At 66.7% G+C, this 24,127-nt stretch carries 18 protein-coding genes and 2 tRNA genes; 3 read left to right on the top strand and 17 right to left on the bottom strand.

Features of this window, described 5'->3' with window-relative positions; genetic code table 11:
* Nucleotides 1–23 precede the first annotated feature (23 nt).
* The gene (locus ACETK3_RS01950) at nt 24–584 is read left to right on the top strand and encodes a DUF1697 domain-containing protein (RefSeq protein ID WP_306967444.1); all 561 of its coding nucleotides are present in this window, start codon (nt 24–26) and stop codon (nt 582–584) included.
* Here the strand turns inward: ACETK3_RS01950 and ACETK3_RS01945 are convergent.
* The 4 genes from ACETK3_RS01945 to ACETK3_RS01930 form a co-directional block, all read right to left on the bottom strand.
* Nucleotides 581–2,197: a GTPase gene (locus tag ACETK3_RS01945; RefSeq protein WP_306967446.1), complete on the bottom strand. Its 1,617-nt coding sequence runs from the start codon at nt 2,195–2,197 to the stop codon at nt 581–583. The two genes, ACETK3_RS01950 and ACETK3_RS01945, sit on opposite strands and share 4 nt — an antisense overlap.
* Nucleotides 2,194–3,981 carry a dynamin family protein gene (locus ACETK3_RS01940; protein ID WP_373462113.1) on the bottom strand — a complete coding sequence of 596 codons (1,788 nt, stop codon included), beginning with the start codon at nt 3,979–3,981 and terminating at the stop codon, nt 2,194–2,196. Before ACETK3_RS01940 ends, ACETK3_RS01945 begins: the two co-directional genes overlap by 4 nt.
* A gap of 171 nt (nt 3,982–4,152) precedes the next feature.
* Nucleotides 4,153–4,228: transfer RNA gene (locus ACETK3_RS01935), tRNA-Glu, on the bottom strand.
* Between the two features lie 127 nt (nt 4,229–4,355).
* Nucleotides 4,356–4,427 (bottom strand) — tRNA-Gln (locus ACETK3_RS01930).
* A gap of 302 nt (nt 4,428–4,729) precedes the next feature.
* On the opposite strand from ACETK3_RS01930, the gene ACETK3_RS01925 reads away from it, so the two are divergent.
* Nucleotides 4,730–6,292 (top strand): hypothetical protein, encoded by a 1,563-nt coding sequence (locus tag ACETK3_RS01925; RefSeq protein WP_373992411.1) that lies wholly within the window; start codon nt 4,730–4,732, stop codon nt 6,290–6,292.
* A gap of 80 nt (nt 6,293–6,372) precedes the next feature.
* Here the strand turns inward: ACETK3_RS01925 and ACETK3_RS01920 are convergent, their stop codons facing one another.
* The 4 genes from ACETK3_RS01920 to ACETK3_RS01905 form a co-directional block, all read right to left on the bottom strand.
* Entirely contained in the window at nt 6,373–7,110 is a 738-nt protein-coding gene (locus ACETK3_RS01920) for an HAD family hydrolase (protein WP_373992410.1), read from the bottom strand.
* Nucleotides 7,110–8,624, bottom strand: a complete 1,515-nt coding sequence (gltX, locus tag ACETK3_RS01915; protein ID WP_236798686.1) for a glutamate--tRNA ligase — start codon at nt 8,622–8,624, stop codon at nt 7,110–7,112. Before gltX ends, ACETK3_RS01920 begins: the two co-directional genes overlap by 1 nt.
* 80 nt (nt 8,625–8,704) lie before the next feature.
* On the bottom strand, nt 8,705–9,481 hold the full coding sequence (locus ACETK3_RS01910; protein WP_236798687.1) for a fumarylacetoacetate hydrolase family protein: 777 nt from the start codon (nt 9,479–9,481) through the stop codon (nt 8,705–8,707).
* Nucleotides 9,482–9,486: 5 nt separating this feature from the next.
* Nucleotides 9,487–10,311, bottom strand: a complete 825-nt coding sequence (locus ACETK3_RS01905) for an MBL fold metallo-hydrolase (RefSeq protein WP_306967452.1) — start codon at nt 10,309–10,311, stop codon at nt 9,487–9,489.
* 149 nt (nt 10,312–10,460) lie between these two features.
* Between ACETK3_RS01905 and ACETK3_RS01900 the strand changes: the two genes are divergently transcribed.
* On the top strand, nt 10,461–11,054 hold the full coding sequence (locus ACETK3_RS01900) for a hypothetical protein (RefSeq protein WP_236798689.1): 594 nt from the start codon (nt 10,461–10,463) through the stop codon (nt 11,052–11,054).
* Nucleotides 11,055–11,135: 81 nt separating this feature from the next.
* On the opposite strand, the gene ACETK3_RS01895 is transcribed toward ACETK3_RS01900, so the two are convergent.
* From ACETK3_RS01895 to ACETK3_RS01855, 9 genes are all read right to left on the bottom strand, one after another.
* Nucleotides 11,136–12,248 (bottom strand): branched-chain amino acid aminotransferase, encoded by a 1,113-nt coding sequence (locus ACETK3_RS01895; protein WP_236798690.1) that lies wholly within the window; start codon nt 12,246–12,248, stop codon nt 11,136–11,138.
* Between the two features lie 112 nt (nt 12,249–12,360).
* The gene (locus tag ACETK3_RS01890) at nt 12,361–13,413 is read right to left on the bottom strand and encodes a 3-isopropylmalate dehydrogenase (RefSeq protein ID WP_306967455.1); all 1,053 of its coding nucleotides are present in this window, start codon (nt 13,411–13,413) and stop codon (nt 12,361–12,363) included.
* Nucleotides 13,414–13,493: 80 nt separating this feature from the next.
* Complete coding sequence (gene metG, locus ACETK3_RS01885) at nt 13,494–15,050, bottom strand: methionine--tRNA ligase (RefSeq protein WP_236798692.1); 1,557 nt, start codon at nt 15,048–15,050, stop codon at nt 13,494–13,496.
* A gap of 34 nt (nt 15,051–15,084) precedes the next feature.
* Nucleotides 15,085–15,840, bottom strand: a complete 756-nt coding sequence (locus tag ACETK3_RS01880) for an ABC transporter ATP-binding protein (protein WP_373992409.1) — start codon at nt 15,838–15,840, stop codon at nt 15,085–15,087.
* On the bottom strand, nt 15,837–18,635 hold the full coding sequence (locus ACETK3_RS01875; protein ID WP_373992408.1) for an FtsX-like permease family protein: 2,799 nt from the start codon (nt 18,633–18,635) through the stop codon (nt 15,837–15,839). The genes ACETK3_RS01880 and ACETK3_RS01875 overlap by 4 nt, the downstream gene beginning before the upstream one ends.
* 234 nt (nt 18,636–18,869) lie before the next feature.
* Nucleotides 18,870–20,459, bottom strand: coding sequence for a phosphoglycerate dehydrogenase (gene serA / locus ACETK3_RS01870; protein WP_236798694.1), 1,590 nt, complete (start codon nt 20,457–20,459; stop codon nt 18,870–18,872).
* Nucleotides 20,460–20,585: 126 nt separating this feature from the next.
* The gene (gene ilvC / locus ACETK3_RS01865; protein WP_373992407.1) at nt 20,586–21,611 is read right to left on the bottom strand and encodes a ketol-acid reductoisomerase; all 1,026 of its coding nucleotides are present in this window, start codon (nt 21,609–21,611) and stop codon (nt 20,586–20,588) included.
* 85 nt (nt 21,612–21,696) lie between these two features.
* A complete protein-coding gene (gene ilvN, locus ACETK3_RS01860; RefSeq protein ID WP_141160110.1) occupies nt 21,697–22,209 on the bottom strand; it encodes an acetolactate synthase small subunit in 513 nt (170 codons plus the stop codon).
* A 2-nt stretch (nt 22,210–22,211) separates the two neighbouring features.
* The gene (locus ACETK3_RS01855) at nt 22,212–24,119 is read right to left on the bottom strand and encodes an acetolactate synthase large subunit (RefSeq protein ID WP_236798696.1); all 1,908 of its coding nucleotides are present in this window, start codon (nt 24,117–24,119) and stop codon (nt 22,212–22,214) included.
* Between the last annotated feature and the right edge of the window lie 8 nt (nt 24,120–24,127).

Raw genomic sequence — 24,127 nt, 5'->3', positions numbered from 1 at the left:
GTTCACGCCGCTAGGCTGTGGCCATGGGCAGCTATGCAGTGTTCCTCCGCGGCATCAATGTGGGCGGAATCAATATCAAGATGGCCGATCTTCGGGACGCACTGAAGAACCGCGGCTTCACCGATGCCAAGACCCTTTTGGCCAGCGGAAACGTGGTGCTCTCCAGTACCCTGGACGCGGCCGCCGTCAAACAGGAATGCGAGCAGTGCCTGCGTGCAGCGTTTGGCTATGAGGCGTGGGTGGTGGTCCTGGATGCCCGGAGGGTGGCCCAGCTGGTGGAAGCCTGCCCCTTCCCCGAAGACGACAAGTCCACCCACACCTACATCACCCTCTCGTCGGATGCCAAGGTGCTGGATGAGCTGGAAGCAGCAGGGTCCGCACTGGAAAAGCATGACCAGCAGCGGCTGGGGCCGGAAGCCCTTGCCTGGCTGGCCCCGGTGGGTGGAACACTGGACAGCCCGTTCAGCAAGATCAGTGCCAAGGCAAAGTTCAAGGCCGCCACTACCACCCGCAACCTGCGCACCCTGATTAAGATCCGCGATGCCGCGGCTGCCCTCGCCACCGCCCAGGCAACAAGCTCCTAGCCTGGCCCTGCCTTCTTCAGGGCCTTGTTGAAGGCTGCAAGCCGGGCAATCCCGGCCTCCACTGGGGCCACCACCAGCTCCTGGGCTGCACCTGCAACGGCACTGTTGAGCCGGCGTCGTGCCCTTGCAGCACGCGCGCGGGCAGCACCTGCCGCAATAAAGCGGCCGGTGACGGCCAGGAAGATCCCCAACACCACGCCCAGCGCAATCATCAGCGTTGGCACCGGCCATCCCTCCACTCGGGGTACCTCCGGTACCGGCAACTGGAGGTACGCCAGCCCGGCCAGCACGCCGAGCCAGCCCAGGCCGCCCAGGACCGTCAGCAGCGCGAGCCACTGCAGGATGTTGAAGAGCCCCCACCACCAGGCTTTGCGGTTGGCTCCCAGGTCGGTTCCGGCGATGGCCTGGTCCAGAGCGTCGGGCAGCCTGTCCCTTCCTGCCCTCGCTGTTCCCCGGATTGCGGCCCGCCAGGGTCCCGGTGCGCCCGCGCTGGCCGAATCCGCAAATTCCCTGACCGCCGCATCCGTCCTGGCCCGTTCCGGAGCACCGGCGGGCGGCAGCGATGTCCTGTTCAGCTCGGCAGGCGTTTCCCGCCGCAGGTTGAGCCGCCGCAGTGGGTCCGGCCGGAAGCGGGAGAGCCAGCGGGTTACAGGCCAGCCCGTCCTGCGCACGGATTCCAGACGGTAGGACTGGCCTACCGCCCGCACCACGGCAGGGACGTTTGCCGCCAGGGCCAGTTCCTCAGCCAGTCTCGTCTTTGCCACGGTCCGCACCCCGGCAGCTTCCCCTTCGCCGGAAACGCGCCGCAGGTCCTCCGCTGCCTTGGTCACATCGGCCTCCAGGCGCCGGGACTGGGCCTGGCGCTGGATGGCAGCCTTGCGGATGGCGGCACGCAGTTCCGGGATTCCCGCTCCCGTCACTGCCGACGAGGCAAGCACCTGCACCTGTCCCAGCCCTTCCCCTGCAAGGATCGCGTGCAGCGAGTCGAGCACCGGTTGCACATCATGGGCAGGCAGCCGGTCCACCTGGTTCAGGACCACGAGCGTGACGGCGCCGTGGGTGGCAAGGGGTGCCAGGAATCCGTTGTGCACGGCGGCGTCGGCATATTTTTGCGGGTCGAGCACCCAGACCAGGACGTCCACCATTCCCACCATCCGCTGCACGATCTCGCGGTTCGCGGCACGGGTCGAATCGAAGTCCGGCAAATCCAGCAGGATCAGCCCGGTCTGTTCATCGGCGAAGCCCTCCACCGGTGCGGCGTGGTGCCGGTTTCCAACCTCCAGCCAGTCCAGCAGCGCCTCGCTCCCCTTTGCTCCCCACACCCCCGCCAGTGGTTCCGATGTGGTGGGACGGCGGGCGGCCGCCGTTGCGATTTCCGCGCCGCTGACGGCATTGAAAAGGGAGGACTTGCCGCTGCCTGTCGCTCCGAAAAACCCCACCACGGTGTGGTCGGCGGACAATGAGCGGCGTGAACTGGCGCGTTCCAGGACGTCGAATGCTTCCTGCAGCGCCTCGTCCGGGACCACGCCCTCCCCCAGTTCGTGGGCGTCCTGGAGGGCCTGGAGCCGGCTGTCCAGCCGCGTTGACCCGCGTGCCCCGCTGTGGCGGCTCACGCCTTTCCCGCCAGCCGCGCGAGTTCCCCGGCCTGGCCGGCAAGCCGCTGCGCGAGGTTGGGATTGTCCTCCGGCAGCCGCTGCAGGAACTTCTGCTGTTCATCCGTCAGCAGTTGTTGGCAGCGAGCCGCCAGGTCCTCACGGGCCTTGTCCGCCATGCGGCGCACCGCGTCCTCGCCGAACACGGCCTCGAGCAGGCGCTGGCCCACGACGGCGGTGCCGCCCGCGACACCGATCTCAAGACCAGTCAGTCCGGCCGTCATCGAAAACACCACGATCATCAGCGCGGCACCGAGCCCGTTGATGCCGAAGGACAACCACCGTGCCTGCGTGCGCCTGCCCTGCCCTTCCGTGCGGATCAGCTCCATTAACGCTTCCTGCCAGGCGCGGATTTCGGCTGCCGCGCGGTCGGCGAAGCCTGGGGCCGTGCCGGACAAATCCTCCCGGCCCAACAGCTGGCGGCCTGCCGGATCTGAACGCCAACGCTGGTCCGTGTCCTCTGCGGCATTGGCTGCTTCGTCGACGATCACCGCCTGCAGCCCGGTCTCAATGGCTGCTTCAACCCGGACCGCGGGCGCCGGTTCACCCCTAAAGAAGGCGCCCATGCGGTCCCTGAACCGGCCCACGTTCTGCTCAAGTGTCCGGAAGAATTCACCGGTGCCCACAAAGTCCTGCCAGCGCGCCAGCACTTCGCCGCGCAGCAGCGCTCCGTCCCTGGTGGCGTCGAGGATCCGGGTGGCCGCATCACCGTAGGCTGCCACGGCGTCCGCTTCGAGCCGTGCAGCTGCCCGTTCCTGTTCGCGGACTGCCTCCGCGATCTCCGTCATGCGCTGGGCCAGGGCGCGGACGGTGCCGTTCAGGGTCCGCCGGGCGACGTCGGCCCTGCCGGCGGCGTCAGCGGCCAGCGACGACAGCCATCCGCGCAGCTCGTCGACTGTTCCCGCGGGCAGCATGCCGCCCTGGTCCAGGGCGGTTTCCCGGATGACGAAGAGGCGGCTTCCGGAGAGTCCTTCGCGGTCGAGGAGTCCGCGAAGGTCCTGGCTCACTTCGGCCTCAGCGCCCTGGGGCACGCGGTCCAGCACCACCGCCACGGTGATGTCCCGGGAGGCGGCGTCCAGGAGGAGCTTCCAGGGAACGGCGTCCGCGTACCGATTGGCGGTGGTAACAAACACCCACAGGTCCGCCGCCGCCAGCAGCTGCCCTGCCAGCAGGCGGTTCTGGTCGGAAATGGAGTCGACATCCGGTGCGTCAAGGAGCGCGATGCCCGCCGGCACCGCCGGATCGGCCAGCAGGACCAGCGAGTCGACCGCGTTGTCCGGAGCGCCGGCCGGAGCCATGGGCACTGGACCGGCCGCCAGGGTGCCCCGGATCCGGCTCAGTCCCGGCAGGACGCGCTGGCCATCAAACCAGCTTGCCTCAGCGGGGTTGTGCAGCAGGATGGGTTGGCGGGTGGTAGGACGGATGGCGCCGGCGCGGGTCACAGGGTGGCCCACGAGGCCATTCACCAGGGTGGACTTTCCCGCTCCGGTGGAACCGCCGACGACGGCGAGCAGCGGGGCGTCCAGGCTGCGGTACCGGGGAAGGATGTAGTCATCCAGCTGGGCTCTCGCCGCGGACGTCTCCCGCCGCGCCTGCTCGGCACCCGGCAGGGCCAGCGGCAGCGCGACATCCTCCAGGCCGGCACGGACCTCTTCCAGCAGCGTCACCGCCGCCGCGGCCTGCGGCGCCGTCTGGGGGGCGCGGTCCGTCTGTGCGGACCGGTGGTAATCGTTGTGGGAGGTCACAGCAACATCATGCCAGTTCAGTCCATTTGCCTGGCCTGCCGCGGCGCGTCGGCCAACCTTGATCCGCGGCGGCGTGCGCCGTTTTACCGCAGACGTGATGGCGCGCCTTGGCCGTGCAGCCATAGTGGGGAAACAAAAATGGTCCCGGGCTGATGCCCGGGACCATTTCGATGGTGACCCCAGCGGGATTCGAACCCGCGTTACCGCCGTGAGAGGGCGGCGTACTAGGCCGCTATACGATGGGGCCGCGTACTTCCGGCAGCGTTTCCGCTGCTCAAGCTCAGTGAGTATTTCACACACTTCGCTCAGGTTTCAAATCGGCGAACCGGGTGGAAACCTTCTGTTTGCGGCTGAAATCAGCCCTCAAACCAGAGCTGGGATACCAGGACTCGAACCTAGAATGACGGTACCAGAAACCGTAGTGTTGCCAATTACACCATATCCCAATGATACTTTCGGGCCGGTTTTCAGGGCGTTTTCCCTGCTCCGTGCGCCTCAGCACGAGAAATTACTTTACCTGAGACTTTCAGCTCGCACAAATCGACATCCCAAGTGCGCCCAGCCTCCCGCCAAAAGCATTCCGACAAAACCCTTGCCCACAATCCAGCCCTGTGGTTACTCTCGAGTAAGTTACCCATCGGTAACAACCTCCCCGCCCTACCCATCGGGCACCCATGAGGAAAACGGGAACGCCTTACCAACCACGGTTCACACCGCCGGGCAGCGTCGTCCGGCGGAGAGATAGGAAGTGTCAGCGTTGACAACCCGCACAGCATCCATCGCAGCAGCCAGACCCAGACTCCGCTCCCAGTCCATCGCGATCATCGCCCTGTCCCTTTTGTTGGCACTCTTTCTTGCCTTCTACACCTATCTCACAGGCCAGATCTCCAACGGTGCCGCCCAGCTCATGGATGGAGCGGAGCAGGCCGCTGCCGGAGCTGCCCAGCTCAAGGACGGTTCGGGCCAGTTGGCCACAGGCGCGGGCGCAGCCAACAAGGGAGCGGCGCAGGTGAAGGACGGCGCCGGCAAAGTAAAGGACGGCAGCGCCGCGTTGAACGCGGGCGCGGCGGAACTGCAGACCGGCGCCGGGAAAATCTACTCCGGAGTCCGCGACCAGCTGGCGCCGGGGGTGGACAAGCTCCATGCCGGTACCACCAAACTGCAGAATGATGTCCTGAACAAACTCGTACCGGGCGTCTACCAGGTGGACGACGGCGCAAAGAAACTCCAGGCCGGCGCCGTGGCCCTTTCAGCGGCCCTGACCCCGACGGCCGCCGGAAACGCGCCGAACAATCTCGCCGACGGCGCCGGGCAGTTGGCTGCAGGCACGGACCAGCTGGCGGCGGGAGCCGGCCAACTGGATGCCGGCGCCGGCCGCCTCAGCGCCGGAACTGCGGCCCTGAAGAGCGGAACAGCCCAGTTGAAGGGTTACCCGGGTGCAGGCAACGATCCCACCAAGGGTGATGGGCTCGCTGCGCTCAGCCAGGGCCTCGACCAGCTTGAGGCGGCGGCGAACGGTCCTCAGGGCCTGGTGCCGCTGGCAGTGATCAAGGACCAGATTGCCAAGCTGGCCGACGGCGGGCGCCGGGCCTACGCAGGGGCGGGCCAGCTCGATGCGGGTGCGGCGAAGCTGAACGACGGCGCCGCGCAGCTGAAGGCCGGAACGGACAAGCTGGGCACGGGAGCCGGCCAGTTGAACGACGGCGCGGGCCGGCTGAAGGCAGGCTTTGCCACCTTGGCCGAGAAACTCAATGCGACGGACCCGCAGAACCCGGGAGTGGTGCTGGGCACCACCATGCTGGCGGAGGGCACCACAAAAATCCGGGTTGGCATGGACGGGGTTCCGGGCGACCCGGACCGCCCCGGCCTGATCTACGCCGCCAACAGCCTGCAGGACGGCACCACCAAACTCAGCGCAGGAGTCAACGGCGATGGGGACCCCGCCAACCCTGGCCTGCTGGCCGGGACGCAGGCGCTCTCCGACGGCACGGTCACCCTAAGCAAGGGCACGGGCCAGCTGCAGTCCGGCTCCGCCCAGCTGGCCGACGGCACGGGAAAACTGGCTGACGGCAACGGCAAACTGGACGATGGATCGGGCAAACTCGCCGATGGCGCCGGCAAGCTGGCGGACGGCAACTCGAGGATCGCGGCCGGGACCGAGGAACTGCATACGAAGGTGGCGGCCGTATCGCCGTCGTCGTGGCTCAACAGCCCCGCGGTCGCGCTGCTGCTCGTGGCACTGCTGGTGGCTGCCGCCGTCGCCGCCTACCTGGTCCTTCGCCGACGGGCTGTCGGCCTGGAAACCGGCTGACGGCGGCCGGAACCGCACCTGCGGCGGCCGCAGTCCTTCGCGAAGGGCTGCGGCCGCCGCACAGGCCCTGTGCAGCAGGCCTACTGCAACAGCTGGTTCAGGGAAGCCACCATGCCACCGTCGAAATCCTCTACGACCTCGCCCGAGCGGTTGAGCCACACGCCCATCAACCCTGCCGCCGTGGAGCCCTCCGCGTCCAGCAGCCGGTTGTCGCCCACGTAAAGCGTCTCAGCGGGGGCGGTTCCCAGCAGCCGGACGCCTTCCAGGTACATTGCCGGATGCGGCTTGGCCACGCCAAGGGTGTCGGTACCCACCAGATGGGTGACCCGTTCAAGTCCGGCCCCGTCCAGCTTGGCCCGCTGGTAGTCGTGCACGTTGTTGCTCACGGCACCGTAAGGAATGCCCGCCGCGTCCAGGACATCCAGCAGCGGCAGCACGTCCGGAAACGGTTTGACGTACGCAGGCTGCTTCTCCATATAGGCACTCAGCCATCGGTGCGATTCCTCGCCATCGGCAAGTTCCACTCCGAAGTGCCCCAACGCGGCCCGCCCCCGGAGCAGGCGCTGTTCATTGAACGTCAGCTCCCCCGCAAGGTAGCGGTCGTAGTAGTGCGTGGTTTCGTGGGTGAAGATACGCCCGAAGCGTTCCCATCCGGCCTGGTCCAGGCCTGGCAGGAGGTGTTCACTGACCTCCCGCAGGGCGGTGGTCATGGAGTACTCAAGGTCCACCAGGGTGTCATCAATGTCGAACAGGACGCCCCGGATAACCCCGAACGGTGTGGTCAGCGCGGCGGCATGTGCCTGGCTGGGAGCGGACATCAGCCGCGGAAGGCGCGGAGCCGGCGCAGCGAAGACTCCTTGCCCAGGATCACCATGGACTCAAACAGCGGCGGCGACACGCGGCGGCCGGAAACAGCCGTCCGCACGGGGCCGAAGGCCAGCCGCGGCTTGATGCCCATGTCCTCCACCAAGGCCTGCTTGAGGGCAGCCTGGATGTCCTCCGCCGTCCAGTCAGCCAGCGGTTCGAGGGCGGCGATGGCGGCATCCAGCACCTCGGGAAGGTTGGCCGGAAGGCCCTTGCGCGCGTCATCGGCGATATCGATGGCGTCGTCCGCCTTGAACAGGAACGCCAGCATCTCCGGCGCCTCGCCCAGCAGGGTGATGCGCTCCTGGATCAGGGGTGCGGCTTCGGTGAGGATCTCTTCCTCGCGGTCGGTCAGGATCTCCCCCACCAGGCCTGCTTCGCGCAGGTAGTGCGCCACGCGGTCTCGGAACACCTTGGGCTCAAGCATGCGGACGTGGGTGCCGTTGATGGCTTCGGCCTTCTTCAGGTCGAAGCGCGCGGGGTTGCCCAGGACGTCGTGGATGTCGAAGTGCTCAACGAGCTGCTCCACCGTGAAGATGTCCTCGTCGGCGCTGAGCGACCAGCCCAGCAGGGACAGGTAGTTCAGCAGCCCTTCGGGGATGAAGCCCCGCTCGCGGTGCAGGAAGAGGCTGGACTCGGGGTCGCGTTTGGAGAGCTTCTTGTTGCCCTGTCCCATGACGTAGGGCAGGTGGCCGAACTCCGGCATGTACTCGGCAACGCCAATGGCGTACAGCGCCCGGTAGAGAGCCACCTGGCGCGGCGTGGAGCTGAGCAGGTCCTCGCCCCGCAGCACGTGGGTGATGCCCATCAGCGCGTCATCCACGGGGTTGACCAGGGTGTACAGCGGCGCGCCGTTGGCCCGCACCACCGCGAAGTCGGGCACGGATCCGGCCTTGAAGGTGATCTCGCCGCGCACCAGGTCATTGAACGTAATGTCCTCATCCGGCATGCGCAGGCGGAGGACAGCCTGCCGGCCTTCCGCCCGGTACTGGGCCAGCTGCTCCTCGGTCAGGTGCCGGTCAAAGCCGTCGTAGCCAAGCTTCGGGTCCCGGCCCGCGGCACGGTGGCGTGCCTCGATCTCCTCCGGAGTGGAGAAGGACTCGTAGATGAACCCGCCCTCATGCAGCCGCTTGATGACGTCCTGGTAGATGTCGCCGCGCTGGGACTGACGGTAGGGCTCGTGCGGGCCGCCCACCTCAACGCCCTCGTCCCAGTCGATGCCAAGCCACTTCAGTGCATCCAGCAGCTGGTGGTAGCTTTCCTCGCTGTCCCGTGCCGCGTCAGTATCCTCGATCCGGAAGACCAGCGTGCCCTTGGTGTGGCGAGCGTAGGCCCAGTTGAACAGGGCAGTGCGGATCAGTCCGACGTGCGGGGTTCCCGTGGGTGAAGGGCAGAAACGGACCCGGACGGGCGTTTCGGCGGTGACGGGCGGGATGGAGGCGGCAGGTGACGAAGAAGCGATACTCATAGTGGCTTCAACTTTACCCGCCTGGCTGGGCCCGGCCTTCCGCCCGGCCAGACCCTGGCAGGCCGGGGCCCGGGAGGGCGCTAGCGGCGGACGATGGGGTTGGACAGGCGCCCGATGCCCTCGATTTCCACCTCGAACCGGTCACCTTCCTTGACCAGGCCCACGCCCGCGGGCGTCCCGGTCATAATGACATCGCCAGGCAGCAGGGTGAAGGCCTGCGACACGAGCGACACCAGCTCGCGCACGCCGCGGATCATCTGGCTGGTGCTGCCATCCTGGCGCACCTCGCCGTTCAGCCTGCCAGTAATCTGCAGGTCCTCCGTGTCCAGGTCGGTCTCGATCCACGGTCCCAGCGGGGCTGAGGTGTCGAAGCCCTTGGCACGGGTCCACTGCAGGTCGGTCTTCTGGACGTCACGGGCAGTGAGGTCGTTGCCGCAGGTGTAACCAAAGATGACGTCATCCACGCGCTCTTCCGGCACGTCCTTGCAGATGCGGCCGATGACCACGCAGAGTTCGGCTTCGAACGAGACCTCTTCGGAGAACTCGGGCAGCACCACGGGATCATTCGGGCCCACGACGGCCGTGTTCGGCTTGAGGAACAACAGCGGCTGCGCCGGTACTTCGTTGCCCAGCTCCTTGGCGTGCTCCACGAAGTTCCGGCCCACCCCGATCACCTTGCTGCGCGGAATGATCGGCGCCAGCAGCCGGACGTCCTCCAGCTTGTGGCGCACGGAAGTGCGCTCCACGCCGTTGAAGAAGGGGTCGCCGTGGATGACAGTGATTTCCTCACTGCCGGGTTCACCTTCCACGACGCCGTACAGGGGATCGGAATCGACTACAAACCTGGCAATACGCATGGGTCCTACCCTACCGTCCCGCCGCCGTCGTCCTGCCCGCCATTGCTGCCGCGCAGGTAGGAAAGCTGCGCCGCCACGGACAGTTCCGCAGCGCGGCGGACGGAAGGGCCGACGTCGGCATAAACGGCGTCAGCCACCTCCCCGACGGTCGCGTCCCGGCCCAGCCGGTGCAACGCCGCGCGGATCTGCGCCAGCCGTTCCTCCCGGTGGGTCCGGTAGCCATGGACGATGGCTTCGAGGGACGGCAGCACCGGCCCGTGCGCCGGCAGGACGGTTGCAGGACCCAGCGCCGCCAACCGGTCCAGGGACGCGAGGTAGTCACCCAGCGTGCCGTCCGGGTAGTCCAGGACGGTGGTCCCCCGCCCGAGCACGGTATCGCCGGTCAGCACTGCACCGGACTCTCCGTCTGCCGGGAGGTGGAAGCAGACGGAGTCCGAGGTGTGCCCGGGCGTGGCCAGCACGGTGATCTCCAGCCCTGCCGCCCGGATGATTTCTCCGTCCAAGAGCGGCGCTCCCCCACCATGGCAATGGAGCAGGTCCGCGGCGCGGACCGGTGCCCCCGTCAGCTGATGCAGGCGGGCAGAACCGGCCGTGTGGTCCGCGTGGCGGTGGGTTACCAGGACGAGCTCGACGGCGCCGGCACCGGCGAGTGCCGCCAGGTGCGTTTCGTCGTGGGGTCCCGGGTCCACCACCACCGTGCTCGAGTGGCCGGAGGCGCGCAGGATGTAGGAATTGGTGCCGTCCAGGCTCATGGGTCCGGGGTTGGGGGCCAGGATGAACTGGGTGAGGCCGGAGCTGCGTTGCATGGTGGGGCCGGAATCAGTGGTCACGAACCCATCCTTGCACGCGGGCCTCTTTCCAATTGGGCAGCCGTTCCCCAGTCGGCGCCCGTCACCACCGGCGGAATAGAACGTCCGCAGCCCGGAGTTGGCACACAGTGACAGCACTACGATCACCACCAGGAAGCCGGATACCTCCCATGAGCACAGCAACACTTGCAGACCTTCTCGCCCAAGCGGACGCGGACGGCCACGACCACTCGGCAACCGAGAAGGCCACCGGCCTCCTGCACATCCACAACCACGCCACCGGCAGCATCGTCTGGTTTCCCACCTGGAAGAAATTCCGTGACACGGCGGACTGGACGGAAGCCGTTTCCGGGATCACGGCGGAACTGGATGCGGCCCCCGCACCTGCGGAGCAGGCCGGCGCTGCCATTCTCGCCGCAGACCTGGAAGCCCTGCTGGACCAGGCATCCCGGTCCAGCGACGCCAACGTGTTCGTCCAGGAAAACCTGACCCGCCACCTGACCCGTGCCTGGGCAGTGGCTGACGCCGTGGCCAAGGCCAACAGCCAGGACCTGTTCACTGGCGGCGCTACGCCCTCCGTCTACGCCGGCTACCCCTATGACGTCTACGCCCAGGACGGCGGCGTTTTTGCCACCACGCTCTGGAACGACATCATCGACGCCCGCCGCAACCGGGCTCTCGCCGAGGAAGCTGCCCGCAAGGCACTCAAGCCGGTCTCGCGCAAGGCGATGAAGAACGCCGCCCGGAAGGCAGCGCGGCGCTGACCGCCCGCCGTCGGCTGGAAGGCAGAACGGCGCCTGCCGGACCAAAGTCCGGCAGGCGCCGTCGTACTTGAAGACTCCCGGCTATGCCAGGCGGGTCAGCCAGCCGTGGGTGTCCGGTTCCACGCCGGTCTGGATGCCCAGGAGCCTTTCGCGGATGGCCATGGTCACCTCGCCGGCCTTGGCGTCCTCGGAGCCGATGAACTCGGTGTCGTCCTTGAGGACCCCGATGGGGGTGATGACCGCGGCCGTGCCGCAGGCGAACACCTCGGTGATCTCGCCGGAGGCTACGCCGTCGCGCCATTCGTCCAGGGTGATCTTGCGCTCGGCCACTTCGCGGCCCATGTCCTTGGCCACCTGGATCACGGACATGCGGGTGACGCCCTCCAGGATGGTGCCGGTGAGCGCGGGCGTGGCCAGGGAACCGTCCTTCAGGACGAAGAACACGTTCATGCCGCCCAGTTCTTCGACGGCGTTGTCGTTGGCCTGGTCGAGGAACAGCACCTGCTTGCAGCCGTTGGCTTCCGCTTCCTGCTGTGCAATGAGCGAGGCTGCATAGTTGCCGCCGCACTTTGCATCACCGGTGCCGCCGCGGCCGGCGCGCGCGTACTGGCGGGAGATCCAGATCGAAACCGGCTTCAGCTCGCCGCCGAAGTAGTTGCCGGCAGGCGAAGCGATGACCCGGAAGGACACCTCACGGGCAGCCCGGACACCCAGGAAAGCCTCGGTGGCGATCATGAAGGGCCGCAGGTACAGGGCTTCGCCGTCGCCGGAGGGCACCCATTCCTTGTCGACGGCCACCAGTTCACGGATGGCGGTGAGGAAGTATTCGGCCGGCAGTTCGGGCAGGGCCAGGCGGCGGGCGGACTTGTTCAGGCGTGCCGCGTTGGCCTCCGGGCGGAAGGTCCAGATTGAGCCGTCCGCGTGCCGGTAGGCCTTGAGGCCCTCGAAGATCTCCTGGCCGTAGTGGAAGACGGCGGCCGAGGGGTCCAGGACGATCGGACCGTAAGGTTCGATCCGGGCATCGTGCCAGCCGCCGTTGCCGTCCGCGTCCACGCTGTAATCGACGATGGCGGTGTGGTCGGTGAAGTAGTTGCCGAATCCCGGGTTCGCCAGGATGGCTGCACGCTCTTCGGCGGACTTCGGGTTCTCCGAGGGCTGCCGGGTGAATTCGACGCCATGGGCGGTCTGAGTCATGGTTCCTCCACGATCGGCCGCCCGGGGCTCAGCGCTGAACAACGAGGCGGCATTTGGTGATTCGAGACAAGCTTACGCCCGAAGCCGGCGGCAACCCGCCGGGGCAGTACAGCTACAGGCCGGCGGTGATGGCGTCGCCCACGGCGCTGGTGCTGCGTGCGGTGCCGTCGCGCTTTTCGACGTCGGCAACCACCGCCGCTTCGATCTTCCGGGCGGCATCGGTGTAGCCCAGGTGGTCCAGCAGGAGTGCCGCGGAGAGGATGGCCGCGGTGGGATCCGCCTTGCCCTGGCCCGCGATGTCCGGTGCGGAACCATGGACCGGCTCGAACATCGACGGTGCGGTGCGGTCCATATTGATGTTGCCTGATGCCGCCAGGCCGATGCCGCCGGTGACGGCTGCGGCAAGGTCGGTGATGATATCGCCGAAGAGGTTGTCGGTGACAATCACGTCGAAGCGGGACGGGTCCGTGACCATGAAGATGGTGGCGGCATCGATGTGCAGGTAGTCGTGGGTGACCTCGGGGAATTCCCGGGCGACGGCTTCGACGGTGCGCTTCCACAGGTGCCCGGCGTAGACCAGGACGTTGTGCTTGTGCACCAGGGTGACGTGCTTGCGCTCCCGTGCACTGGCGCGGCGGAACGCGTCGCGGACCACGCGCTCCACGCCGTGGGCGGTGTTCATCGAGACCTCGGTGGCTACCTCATGCGGCGTGCCGGCCCGCAGCGTGCCGCCGTTGCCGACGTAGGGGCCTTCGGTGCCTTCGCGCACCACGATGAAGTCGATTGTCCCGGGGTTGGCCAACGGGCTGCCCACTGTGCCGTAAAGGCGTGACGGCCGCAGGTTGACGTAGTGGTCCAGGCTGAAACGGAGCTTGAGCAGCAGTTCGCGCTCGATGAGACCGGACGGGATGCGGGTGTCGCCCGGGGCGGCCCCCACGGCGCCGAAGAGGATCGCGTCGCGCTTTTTCAGGTCTTCCAGGACATGCTCGGGGAGGGTCTCCCCCGTGGCAAGCCAGTGTCCGGCGCCGAGTTCGTAGTGCGTCGGCTTGAGCTGCACGCCCTCGGCGGCCACCGCCTTTTCCAGGACTTTGAGGGCCTCGGCGATGACCTCGGGGCCGATGCCGTCGCCGGGAATTACTGCCAGATCGATGGAGGATGCGCTCATGTTTTCAGGGTAGCCAAGACATCCATATGGTGGTCAAGCTGTCTCAGCTTTTGGACACGAGCGCATCGCTCCTGCTTTTGCTACTCCGCGGGTTCCTCGAACTTGGGGAACACGGGGGTGGGAGCGGGCAGCCCAGTTCCCGGCACGATTGGGGTGGCAATTGCTCTGAACAGCCGCGCGTCGCCTTCCGGCTGGCCGAGCGCGTCCAGGAGCTTGGCCGTGGCGTTCGGCATCACCGGCTGGGCCAGGATGGCCACAATCCGCAGCACCTCCAGCGTCACGTACAGCACGGTGTTCATGCGTTCGACGTCGGTCTTCCGCAGCACCCAGGGCGCCTGCTCGGCGAAGTAGGCGTTGGTGTGGTGCAGCACACCCCAGAGGGCTTCGAGGGCGCGGCTGAATTCCTGCTTGTCGAAGGCGGCGCGGGCCGCCTCCAGCAGCCCATTGGCCTGGGCCAGGATGGCGTCGTCCTCCGCGGTGAACGCACCGGGCGTGGGCACGGAGGCGGCGCAGTTCTTGGCCACCATGGACAGCGAACGCTGGGCCAGGTTGCCGAAGTTGTTGGCCAGGTCGGAGTTCATCCGGCCCACGATGGCCTCGTGGTTGTAGCTGCCGTCCGCCCCGAACGGGACCTCGCGCAGGAAGAAGAACCGCACCTGGTCCAGGCCGTAGCGGGCAACGAAGTCCGCCGGGGCCACTACGTTGCCCAGGGACTTGGACATCTTGACCCCGTTGTTGTGCAGGAACCCGTGGATCATGACGCGCTTGGGCAGTTCAAGCCCGGCGCTCATCAGGAAGGCGGGCCAGTAGATGGCGTGGAACCGTGAAATGTCCTTGCCGATGATGTGGACGTCGGCAGGCCAGTACTTCCGGAACTTCTCCGAGTCCACGTCCGGGTAGCCCACACCGGTGAGGTAGTTGGTCAGCGCATCCACCCAGACGTACATCACGTGCTTGTCGTTGCCCGGGACAGGGACGCCCCAGTCGAAGGTGGTGCGGCTGATGGACAGGTCCTCCAGGCCACGCTTGACGAAGCTGATCACCTCGTTGAACCGGTACTGCGGGGCGCCGAACTCGGGGTGGGACTCGTAGAGGGCCAGCAGCTTGTCCTGGTAGGCGGACAGCCGGAAGAAGTAGCTCTCCTCCGCCGTCCAAGTCACCTCGGTGTCCGTCTCTTTCGAGTAGCGCACGCCGTCGTCCTTCACCACCGTCTCGTCCTCGGCGTAGAACGCCTCGTCCCGGACGGAATACCAGCCCTCGTACTTGTCGAGGTAGATGTCGCCGTTGGCTTCCATCTTCTTCCAGATGGCCTGCGACGCAGCGTAGTGGTCGGCGTCCGTGGTGCGGATGAACCGGTCGTAGCTGATGCCCAGGGCGGAGTGCGCCGCCTGGTAAATTCCGGCGTTCCGGTCCACCAACTCCTTGGGCGTGATGCCTTCCTTTTCCGCCGTCTGGGCAATCTTCATGCCGTGCTCGTCGGTGCCGGTCAGGAACATCACGTCATAGCCGTCCAGCCGCTTGAAGCGCGCCATGGCGTCGGTGGCAATGTACTCGTAAGCGTGTCCAATGTGCGGCACGCCGTTGGGGTAGGTGATGGCCGTGGTGATGTAGAACGGCGTTTTCTCTGGAGCAGTCACGGTTGGACGGTTACCTTCGGTGCGGTGGAGTGGGCTAGATCAGTTCTGTCAGGGTATCGCTCAGGCGGACCAGTTCGTGGTCGTGTGAGGCCACCAGGACGGCGATCCCGTCCGAGGTGGTGTCCTTCAGGATGCTGATGATGCGGTTGGCGGAGGCACGGTCCAGCGAGGCGGTGGGCTCGTCCACCACCAGCACCCTGGTGCCCAGGATCAGTGCGCGGGCGATGGCCACGCGCTGCCGTTCGCCGCCGGACAGCTGGGCAGGACGGTGCCGCATGCGCCGGCCCAGGCCCACCAGGTCCAGCAGGTCCTTGGCCATGTCGCGCCGCTGGTCCACCTCGCCGTCGGGGACGGCGGGCAGGAGCACGTTCTCCAACGCGCTCATTCCGTCGATCAGGGCGCCGCCCTGGTCGACGTAGCCAATGAGGGCGCGACGGCGGTCGGCGATTTCGTCGTCACCCATGCTTTCGAGCGAATCGCCTTCCCAGAAGACGCGGCCCGACGTCGGCAGGGTGAGTCCCGCGCCGACGGTCAGGATGCTGGTCTTGCCGGAGCCGCTTCGGCCGGCGACGCAGTGCATCTCCCCCGCGTGCAGGGTCAGGTCGAAGCCCTCCACCACGCTCACCGCTTCGGCGCCGCCCTTGCCGCCGCCGTAGCGGATGGTGATGTCGCGCATCTCCAGCGGGGTGGCGTGGTCTGCCGACTTGACGATGGTGTTGGCCCGGGTCTGCAGGGGGACCTCATTGGCGCCGCTCCTGCGGCTGCGCTGGACGTTCGTCGGGTTTGTCATTGGACCACTTTCGTTGCAATCGGTATCCAGCAAATTACAGCCACAAGCCCGGCCACGGCAGCCCAGATGGCTGCATAGGGGGCCAGCAGCAGGCCAATGCCAAGGGCGCCCAGCACGCCCAGCGGCAGGGCCACGGTTCCCACCAGCGCGTTTTCGAACAGCCGGACCTGGCGGAGCATATCGGGGTTCCAGCCCATGGCCTGGAGGATGCCAAGGTACTGCCGCTTGGCGTTGAGCTCGAACCGGCCGGTGACCAGGGTCAGCACCAGGCCCACGGCCACGCCCGCAAGCGCCAGCAGGATGCTGGGCAGCGTCACGCTGGCTGCGGCCAGGCCGCTGAGGGCGCTGGCGCCGGCTGCCCGCGGAATGTCGATCAGCAGTGCGATCAGCCCGCCGACTGCGGCACCGAAGACGCCGACGGCGACAGCCAGGGACAGGGTGTTGAACTTGTTGGTGCTCAGCTGCCGGTTGGCGAAAGTCAGCGGGGAATCGACCTGGATGAGCCGTTCGTCATGCTGCGGCTCCTGGTCGATCACATCGCGGTGGCGCAGCTGCTGGGCGGCAAAGAAGGCCGCGCCGCAGTAAAGCACCAGGACGGCGGCACACACCAAAGCGGTGGCAAGGCTCCAGCTCAGCAGGCTGAGCACGAGCCCGGCGGCGGCGAGCAGCACGGCCCCCACGCCGAATTCCTCAAGCACCCAGCTGCGGATCCGCCGCTGTGTCCAGCCCATGGCCCGCAAAGTGCCCGCTTCGCTGCGGCGCTTCCGGATGTAGCTGACGGTCGATGCACCGGTCAGCAGGGCTGCCCCGCACAGTGTCAGGAAGAGCAGGGTGGTGTTGGTCCCGGACAATGCTCCGGTGACGGCCTCGGCCGCGTTCTGCCGGACCCAGGACTGCTGGACGGTGCCCAGCGCCGATTCCTTGCCCGCTCCGTCCTTGGAGTAGCCGGGGACGAAGATGCTGGTGTCCTCGCGGGCCGAACCGGCCACTACGGTGGCGTCCAGGCCCATGTCCCGGATCTCGGCGGCGAGCTTCTCCACCTCGGGCTGGGCGTCCTTCCAGCTGCCCGGTGCCTTGGCCCGGACGCGGACGGCGTCGATGACGGCCGCGTTCTGCTTGTAGCCACGTGCTGCGGCGAGTCCGTAGTAGTCGGTGATGGCACCGGCGGACTGGCTGGCGAGTCCCGTCGCGCTAAGTGAAGGCTTCAGCTGTGCTTCGGGAACGTCCTTCCCGGCAGCGTCCTTGACCAGGGTGAACGGGGTGGGGTCGTACCCGCCCAGCGGAAGTTTGTTGACATCGCCCGAGGCCGCCTCTACGGCAGCGGGGTCGAATGTGCCGTAGACCATGGGCAGCGGCTGCGCAGCCTGCTGCTGGCCGGTGGGCAGGTTGTCACGGTAGGACCGCTCGTCCACCGGGTTGCGCTGGGTCTGGTCCACAGGTGCGCCGTTGGACGCCTTGTCCGGCAGGCGGTTGACCGTGACCCATTCGCCCGGCACGGCCGTCTTGTCCACGGCCCCGTTGGAGGCGGTGCCGCCGTCGGTGTACTTCGGGGCGCCGGCGAAATTGGTGCTCCACTTGGCCGGCGTGTAGAGGCCCGGGTTGAAGTTGCCGTTGGCGCCCAGCAGCGAGGAATGGTCGGTCGAACCCGGCCACGACAGCGTGAACGGATCCTTGGAGACGAACGGCAGGTAATCCTTGCCCAGGGACTTCGAAACGGTCCCGACGTCCTTGACCACCTTGCCGGCGTCGTCAATTTCCTCGATCTTGACGTTGTACTTCAGGTCCAGCGAAGTACCGGAACGGACGATCAGCGGGACGGCCTGGGAGGCGCTGGTCAGCTGTCCGGTGCGCTTTGCCTGCTGGTACTGGGTCATCAGGGGCGCCCAGTACTTGAGCTTGACGCCCAGGAAGTCGGGGCCTTCCTTGAGCTGGTCCATGCTGATGCCGCTGGTGAAGAGGCCTTCCAGGTAGCGGCCCACGCCGCTGGCGCCGCGGGCGTCGGCGGGCGGCGCCTTTTCCAGCGGAGCCAGGAAGTCGCCGGCCGAGCCAAGCAGGGACCGTTCGGCGGCGGGGTCAACGGCCACCACGGATTCAGTGACCTCAGGGGCAAGCGGGAGTGCCACCGAGAGGTTGAAGAGGTTGTGCTCCGAGCCGCCGGCCGGGGCGGGGAACTTGATGCCGGTCTCCCCCGCGGGTGCGGCGATGCGGATGCTGCTGCCGCCGGCCGCCTTCTCCTCCACGAGCTTGGCCTTGCCCAGCGTTCCTTCGGCGGTGGTCTTGAACAGCGTCTGTTCGGAGCTGCCGTCGGAACTGACGGCGCTGGCCGTGAGACGGTACTTCTTTGCCGAGTCCGTCAGCACGGATTCGGCTGCGGGCCACTTGTCCGGGGCGGTGGCGCCGGCGGCCTGGTCGGACGTGGCGGTGCCGGCCAGGCCGGCGTTGTAGCCCAGGTAGTCCATGGCGTCCAACCGGGGTGTCTCAAGGTTCTGGGTGACGCGCGAGACCAGGCTGATCGGGGCGGCGACAGAGGTGCCGGACAGCTTCCGGATGGAGTCCAGCTGGTCGAAGCCGATGCCGCCGGCGCCGTTGGCGATCTCCGGCTGCAGGAGTGCCCCGGAGGGAGCCTTGGCCTGGACCAGGATGTCGTAGAGCCCCCTTGAGTTTTCATCGACCGTCCGGTGGAGCGCAGCCTGTGACTGGCTTTGGACGAGGACCGACAAGCACATGGCTGCGATCAAGATGGCCGCGGTCAACAGCAGCACCCTGCTTCTGATGAACCTCTGGACGGCGTTCATGGAACTCCCTGAAACCTGGATTGCGTGCGCACACGTCCATCCGCCCGGGCAGACGTGGACAATGACGGACGGATGTGCAAAAGGTATTGGCCGGTCTGCCGGCTACGGTCCTGAATCAGGACCTAGCCATTGTAAGCAGACCGGCCAATCATATGTGGCTCCGTTTGGGCGTGCCCTTGCGGAGGAGGAGCGGCTTCGGCGTTTCGGCCGGTGTGTCGCGCTGGTCCTGCGGCGCTAGTCTTCCAGATCCACTTCCCGGACCATTTCAGCGCCGATCCCGGCCTTGATGGCGTCCAGCACCTGCTGGGGCACGGAGCTGTCGATGGTCAGCAGCGCCAGGACCTGGCCGCCCTCGTTGGAGCGCGCCACCTGCATGCCGGCAATGTTGATGTTGTTCATGCCCAGGATGTGGCCGATGGTTCCGATGACGCCGGGACGGTCGGTGTAGGCAACCACCACCAGGTGCTCGCTGATGGGGATCTCGACCTCGAAGCCGTTGATGCCCACCAGCTTCTCGATCTGCTTGGGTCCGGTCAGGGTGCCGGACACGGAGATCTGGCTGCCGTCGCTGAGGGCGCCGCGCAGGGTCAGCACGTTGCGGTAGGACTCGGTGTCCGGGGTGGTGATCAGGCGGACGTTGATGCCGCGCTGCTCGGCGATGACCGGAGCGTTGACGTAGGACACCTGCTCGGTCACGACGTCGGCGAAAATGCCCTTCAGCGCCGCCAGCTCCAGGACTTTGACGTCGAGGGTGGAAATCTCTCCCGCCACTTCCACGTCGAACTGGGTCAGGGATGCGTGGGTAAGCGCGGTGAAGATGCGCCCCAGCTTCTCGATCAGGGGGATGCCCGGGCGGACGTCCGGGGCAATGACGCCGCCGGCGACGTTGACCGCGTCCGGGACCAGCTCGCCGGCGAGGGCCAGGCGGACCGATTTGGCCACGGAGACGCCGGCCTTTTCCTGGGCTTCGTCCGTGGAGGCGCCCAGGTGCGGGGTGACCACGACGTTGTCGAGCTTGAAGAACGGCAGGTCGGTGCTGGGCTCCTTGGCAAAGACGTCAACGCCGGCACCGGCGATTTCGCCGTCCTGCAGTGCGGTGAAGAGTGCTTCCTCGTCCACCAGGCCGCCGCGGGCCACGTTCACCACATAGGCGGTCTTCTTCATCTTCTTGAAGGCGTCGGCGCCCAGCATGCCCACCGTCTCCGGTGTCTTGGGCATGTGGATGGTGATGAAGTCGGACTGGGCCAGCAGCTCGTCCAGGGTGACCAGCTGAACGCCCAGCTGCGCTGCGCGGGCCGAAGTGATGTAGGGGTCGTAGGCCAGGATCTTGGTGTCGAAGCCCTTGAGCCGGGCCGCCACCAGGGCGCCGATGCGGCCAAGGCCGATGATGCCGATCTTCTTTTCGAACAGTTCAATGCCGGTGTACTTGGAGCGCTTCCATTCGCCGTCCTTGAGGGCGGCGCTGGCCTGCGGGATGTGGCGGGCCAGGCTGAGGATGTGGCCCACAGTGAGCTCCGCGGCGGAAACGATGTTGGACGTCGGGGCGTTGACCACCATCACGCCGGCCTGGGTGGCGGCCTTGATGTCCACGTTGTCCAGGCCGACGCCGGCGCGGGCGATGACCTTGAGGTTCTTGGCCGCGGCAATCGCTTCGGCGTCCACCTGGGTGGCGGAGCGGACCAGGATGGCGTCTACGTCACTGATCGCCGAGAGCAGCTGGGAACGGTCGGCGCCGTCGGTCTGGCGGATTTCAAAGTCCGGGCCGAGGGCCTCGACGGTGGCGGGGGAAAGTTCTTCGGCGAGCAGTACTACGGGTTTTGACACGGCTGATCCTCTGCGTTGCAGTCCTGGGGATGGAAACAAGTCTAGGCCGACGGAAAGGCCGGGCTCACATTGTTAAGTGTGAGCCCGGCCTCACCGGTGGCGTTCTATATGGTTGGGCGGCCAGCTTTAGCGGGCAGCGGAACCTTCCACGTAGTCGACGTCCTGCTGCTGCCAGGAGAACAGGGAGCGCAGTTCGCGGCCCACAGCCTCGATGGGGTGCTGCTCTGCCTTGGCGCGCAGTTCCTTGAACTCCACGCCGCCGTTGTCCTGGTCCTCGATGAAGCGCTTGGCGAAAGCGCCGGACTGGATGTCGGCCAGGACGGCCTTCATGTTTTCCTTCACCTCGGGGGTGATGACGCGCGGACCGGAGACGTAGTCGCCGTACTCGGCGGTGTCGGAAACACTCCAGCGCTGCTTGGCAATGCCGCCTTCCCACATGAGGTCGACGATGAGCTTGAGCTCGTGGAGGACCTCGAAGTAGGCGATCTGCGGCTGGTAGCCGGCTTCGGTCAGGGTTTCGAAGCCGTACTGGACCAGCTGGGACACGCCACCGCAGAGGACAGCCTGCTCGCCGAAGAGGTCGGTTTCGGTCTCTTCGGTGAAGGTGGTCTTGATGACGCCGGCGCGGGTGCCGCCGATGGCCTTGGCGTAGGACTTGGCCAGGTCCCAGGCGGAACCGGTGGCGTCCTGCTCGACGGCGATGATGTCCGGGATGCCGCGGCCGGCTTCGAATTCGCGGCGCACGGTGTGGCCGGGAGCCTTCGGCGCGACGAGGATGACGTCAACGCCTTCCGGCGCCTGGATGTAGCCGAAGCGGATGTTGAAGCCGTGGGCGAATGCGAGGGCCTTGCCCGGCTTCAGGTTGTCCTTGATGGAGTCGTTGTAGATCGAGCGCTGGTGCTGGTCCGGCGCGAGGATCATGATGACGTCGGCCCATTCGGCGGCGTCGGCAACGTTCTTGACCTGGAAGCCGGCGTCCTCTGCCTTGGCGATGGACTTGGAGCCTTCCTTCAGGGCGATGACGACCTCGACGCCGGAATCGCGCAGGTTGAGCGCGTGGGCGTGGCCCTGGGAACCGTAGCCAACAATGGCAACCTTGCGGCCCTGGATGATCGAGAGATCGGCGTCGTCGTCGTAGAACATTTCAGTCACTTGCGTAACTCCTCTTGAGTGGTGTGTAGATAGTGGTCTTGCGGTGCTGCGGTTACGGGCGCGGGTGCCGCCGCGGGCTTGACGCCTAGGCGGAGCGGAGCGCCCGGTCACTCATGGAGCGGGATCCCCGTCCAACGGCCAGGGTGCCGGACTGCACAATTTCGCGGATGCCGAAGGGCTCCAGCACTGAAAGCAGGGCTGTGAGTTTTTCGGGATGGCCGGTGGCCTCAATGACGACGGAGTCGGTGGATACGTCAACCACTGAGGCGCGGAACAGGTCTGCGGCCTGGGTTACCTGCAGGCGTGTTGCGGCATCCGCACGTACCTTGACCAGGATGTGGTCGCGCTGTACGGAAGATTCGGGGGTGAGCTCAACGATCTTGATGACGTTGACCAACTTGTTGAGCTGCTTGGTGACCTGCTCGATGAGGTCGCCGTCGGCGTCGACCACCACGGTCATGCGGGAAACACCCGGAACTTCGGTGGGGCCAACGGCCAGGGAGTTGATGTTGAAGGCGCGGCGGGCGAACAGGCTGGCCACGCGGGTCAGGACGCCGGGCTTGTCCTCAACCAGGACGGAAAGTGTATGGCGGGTCATGCTCAGTCTTCCTCTTCCCATTCCGGGGTCATGTTGCGGGCAACCTGGATCTGGTCGTTGCTCACGCCGGCGGGCACCATCGGCCACACCATGGAGTTGGGGCTCACCACGAAATCGATGACCACGGGACGGTCGTTGATCTCGAGGGCCTTCTGGATGGTGGCGTCGATGTCTTCTTCGCGTTCAACGCGGAAGGAAGCGCAGCCGTAGGCCTCCCCCAGCTTGACGAAGTCCGGGATGCGGACGGTGTCATGGCCGGTGTTGAGGTCGGTGTTGGAGTAGCGGCCCTCGTAGAACAGGGTCTGCCACTGCCGCACCATGCCCAGGGAGGAGTTGTTGATAACAGCAACCTTGATGGGGATGTTGTTGATGGCGCAGGTGGCCAGCTCCTGGTTGGTCATCTGGAAGCAGCCGTCGCCATCGATGGCCCAGACCACACGGTCCGGCTCGCCCACCTTGGCGCCCATGGCCGCCGGGACGGCGTAGCCCATGGTTCCGGCGCCACCGGAGTTCAGCCAGGCGTGCGGGCGCTCGTACTTGATGAACTGCGCGGCCCACATCTGGTGCTGGCCAACGCCCGCCACGTACACGCCCTCGGGACCGGTCAGCTCGCCGATCCGCTTGATGACCTTCTGCGGGGCGATCAGGCCGTCGTCCGGCTCGGTCCAGCCCAGCGGGTAGGTTTCCTTGAGGTTGTTGAGGAACGCCCACCACGTGGTGAGGTCCGGGGTGCCCGATGCCTCGAATTGGCTGCGCACGGCCTCGGTCAGCTCCGGGATGATCTCCTTGACGGACCCCACGATGGGCACATCAGCGGTGCGGTTCTTGGAGATTTCGGCGGGGTCGATGTCAGCGTGGATGACCTTGGCATTCGGCGCAAAGGTCTTCAGCACGCCGGTGACGCGGTCGTCGAAGCGGGCACCGAGGGTGATCAGCAGGTCGGACTGCTGCAGGGCCGTGACGGCGGAAACGCTGCCGTGCATGCCGGGCATGCCCACGTGCTGCGGGTGCGAATCCGGGAACGCGCCCTTGGCCATCAGGGTGGTCACCACGGGTGCGCCGGTTGCTTCGGCGAGGGCGAACAGTTCGGCCGAGGCGTGGGCTTTGACCACGCCGCCGCCCACGTACAGGACCGGTTTGGTCGAAGCGGCAATGAGCTTCGCAGCTTCCCGCACCTGCTTGTTGTGGCCGCGGGTCACCGGGCGGTAGCCGGGCAGGTCGATCTTTGGCGGCCAGGAAAAGGTCATCTGGCCCACCTGGGCGTCCTTTGCGACGTCCACGAGAACGGGGCCGGGACGGCCCGTGGAGGCCAGGTGGAAGGCTTCGGCCATCACGTGCGGGATGTCGTTGGGGTCGGTCACCAGGAAGGAGTGCTTGGTGATGGGCATCGTGATGCCCACGATGTCTGCTTCCTGGAAGGCATCGGTGCCGATGACGCCGCTGGATACCTGGCCGGTGATGGCCACCAGGGGAACGGAGTCCATATGGGCATCCATGATGGCGGTGACGAGGTTGGTGGCACCGGGTCCGGAGGTGGCGATGCAGACGCCCACCCGCCCGGTGACCATGGCGTAGCCTTGCGCGGCGTGGCCGGCTCCCTGTTCGTGACGGACCAGCACGTGGTTCATGGTGGAGGCCATCAAGGGGTCGTAGGTGGGCAGGATCGCGCCACCAGGCAAACCGAAAATGTCGTCGACGCCGAGTTCTTCGAGCGAGCGGACGATTGCTTGCGAGCCGGTCATCACCGTCGGGGGTACGACGTTGTTCGGCCCAAGGACAGGAGAGACGGCAGCAAGGTCGGCGACGACGGCGGCATGGTCAGCCGTCCGGTCGGCGCGTTCCGGAGCCTTGGCGGCTCCAGCGGACTTGGTGGCCATCAGCGAGGGGCTGATGGGCGATCCTTTGCTCATCGGACTCT

The sequence above is a fragment of the Arthrobacter sp. E44 genome (assembly GCF_041877125.1).
GTDB lineage: Bacteria > Actinomycetota > Actinomycetes > Actinomycetales > Micrococcaceae > Arthrobacter.
This window is presented reverse-complemented; position numbering and strand designations above follow the sequence as displayed.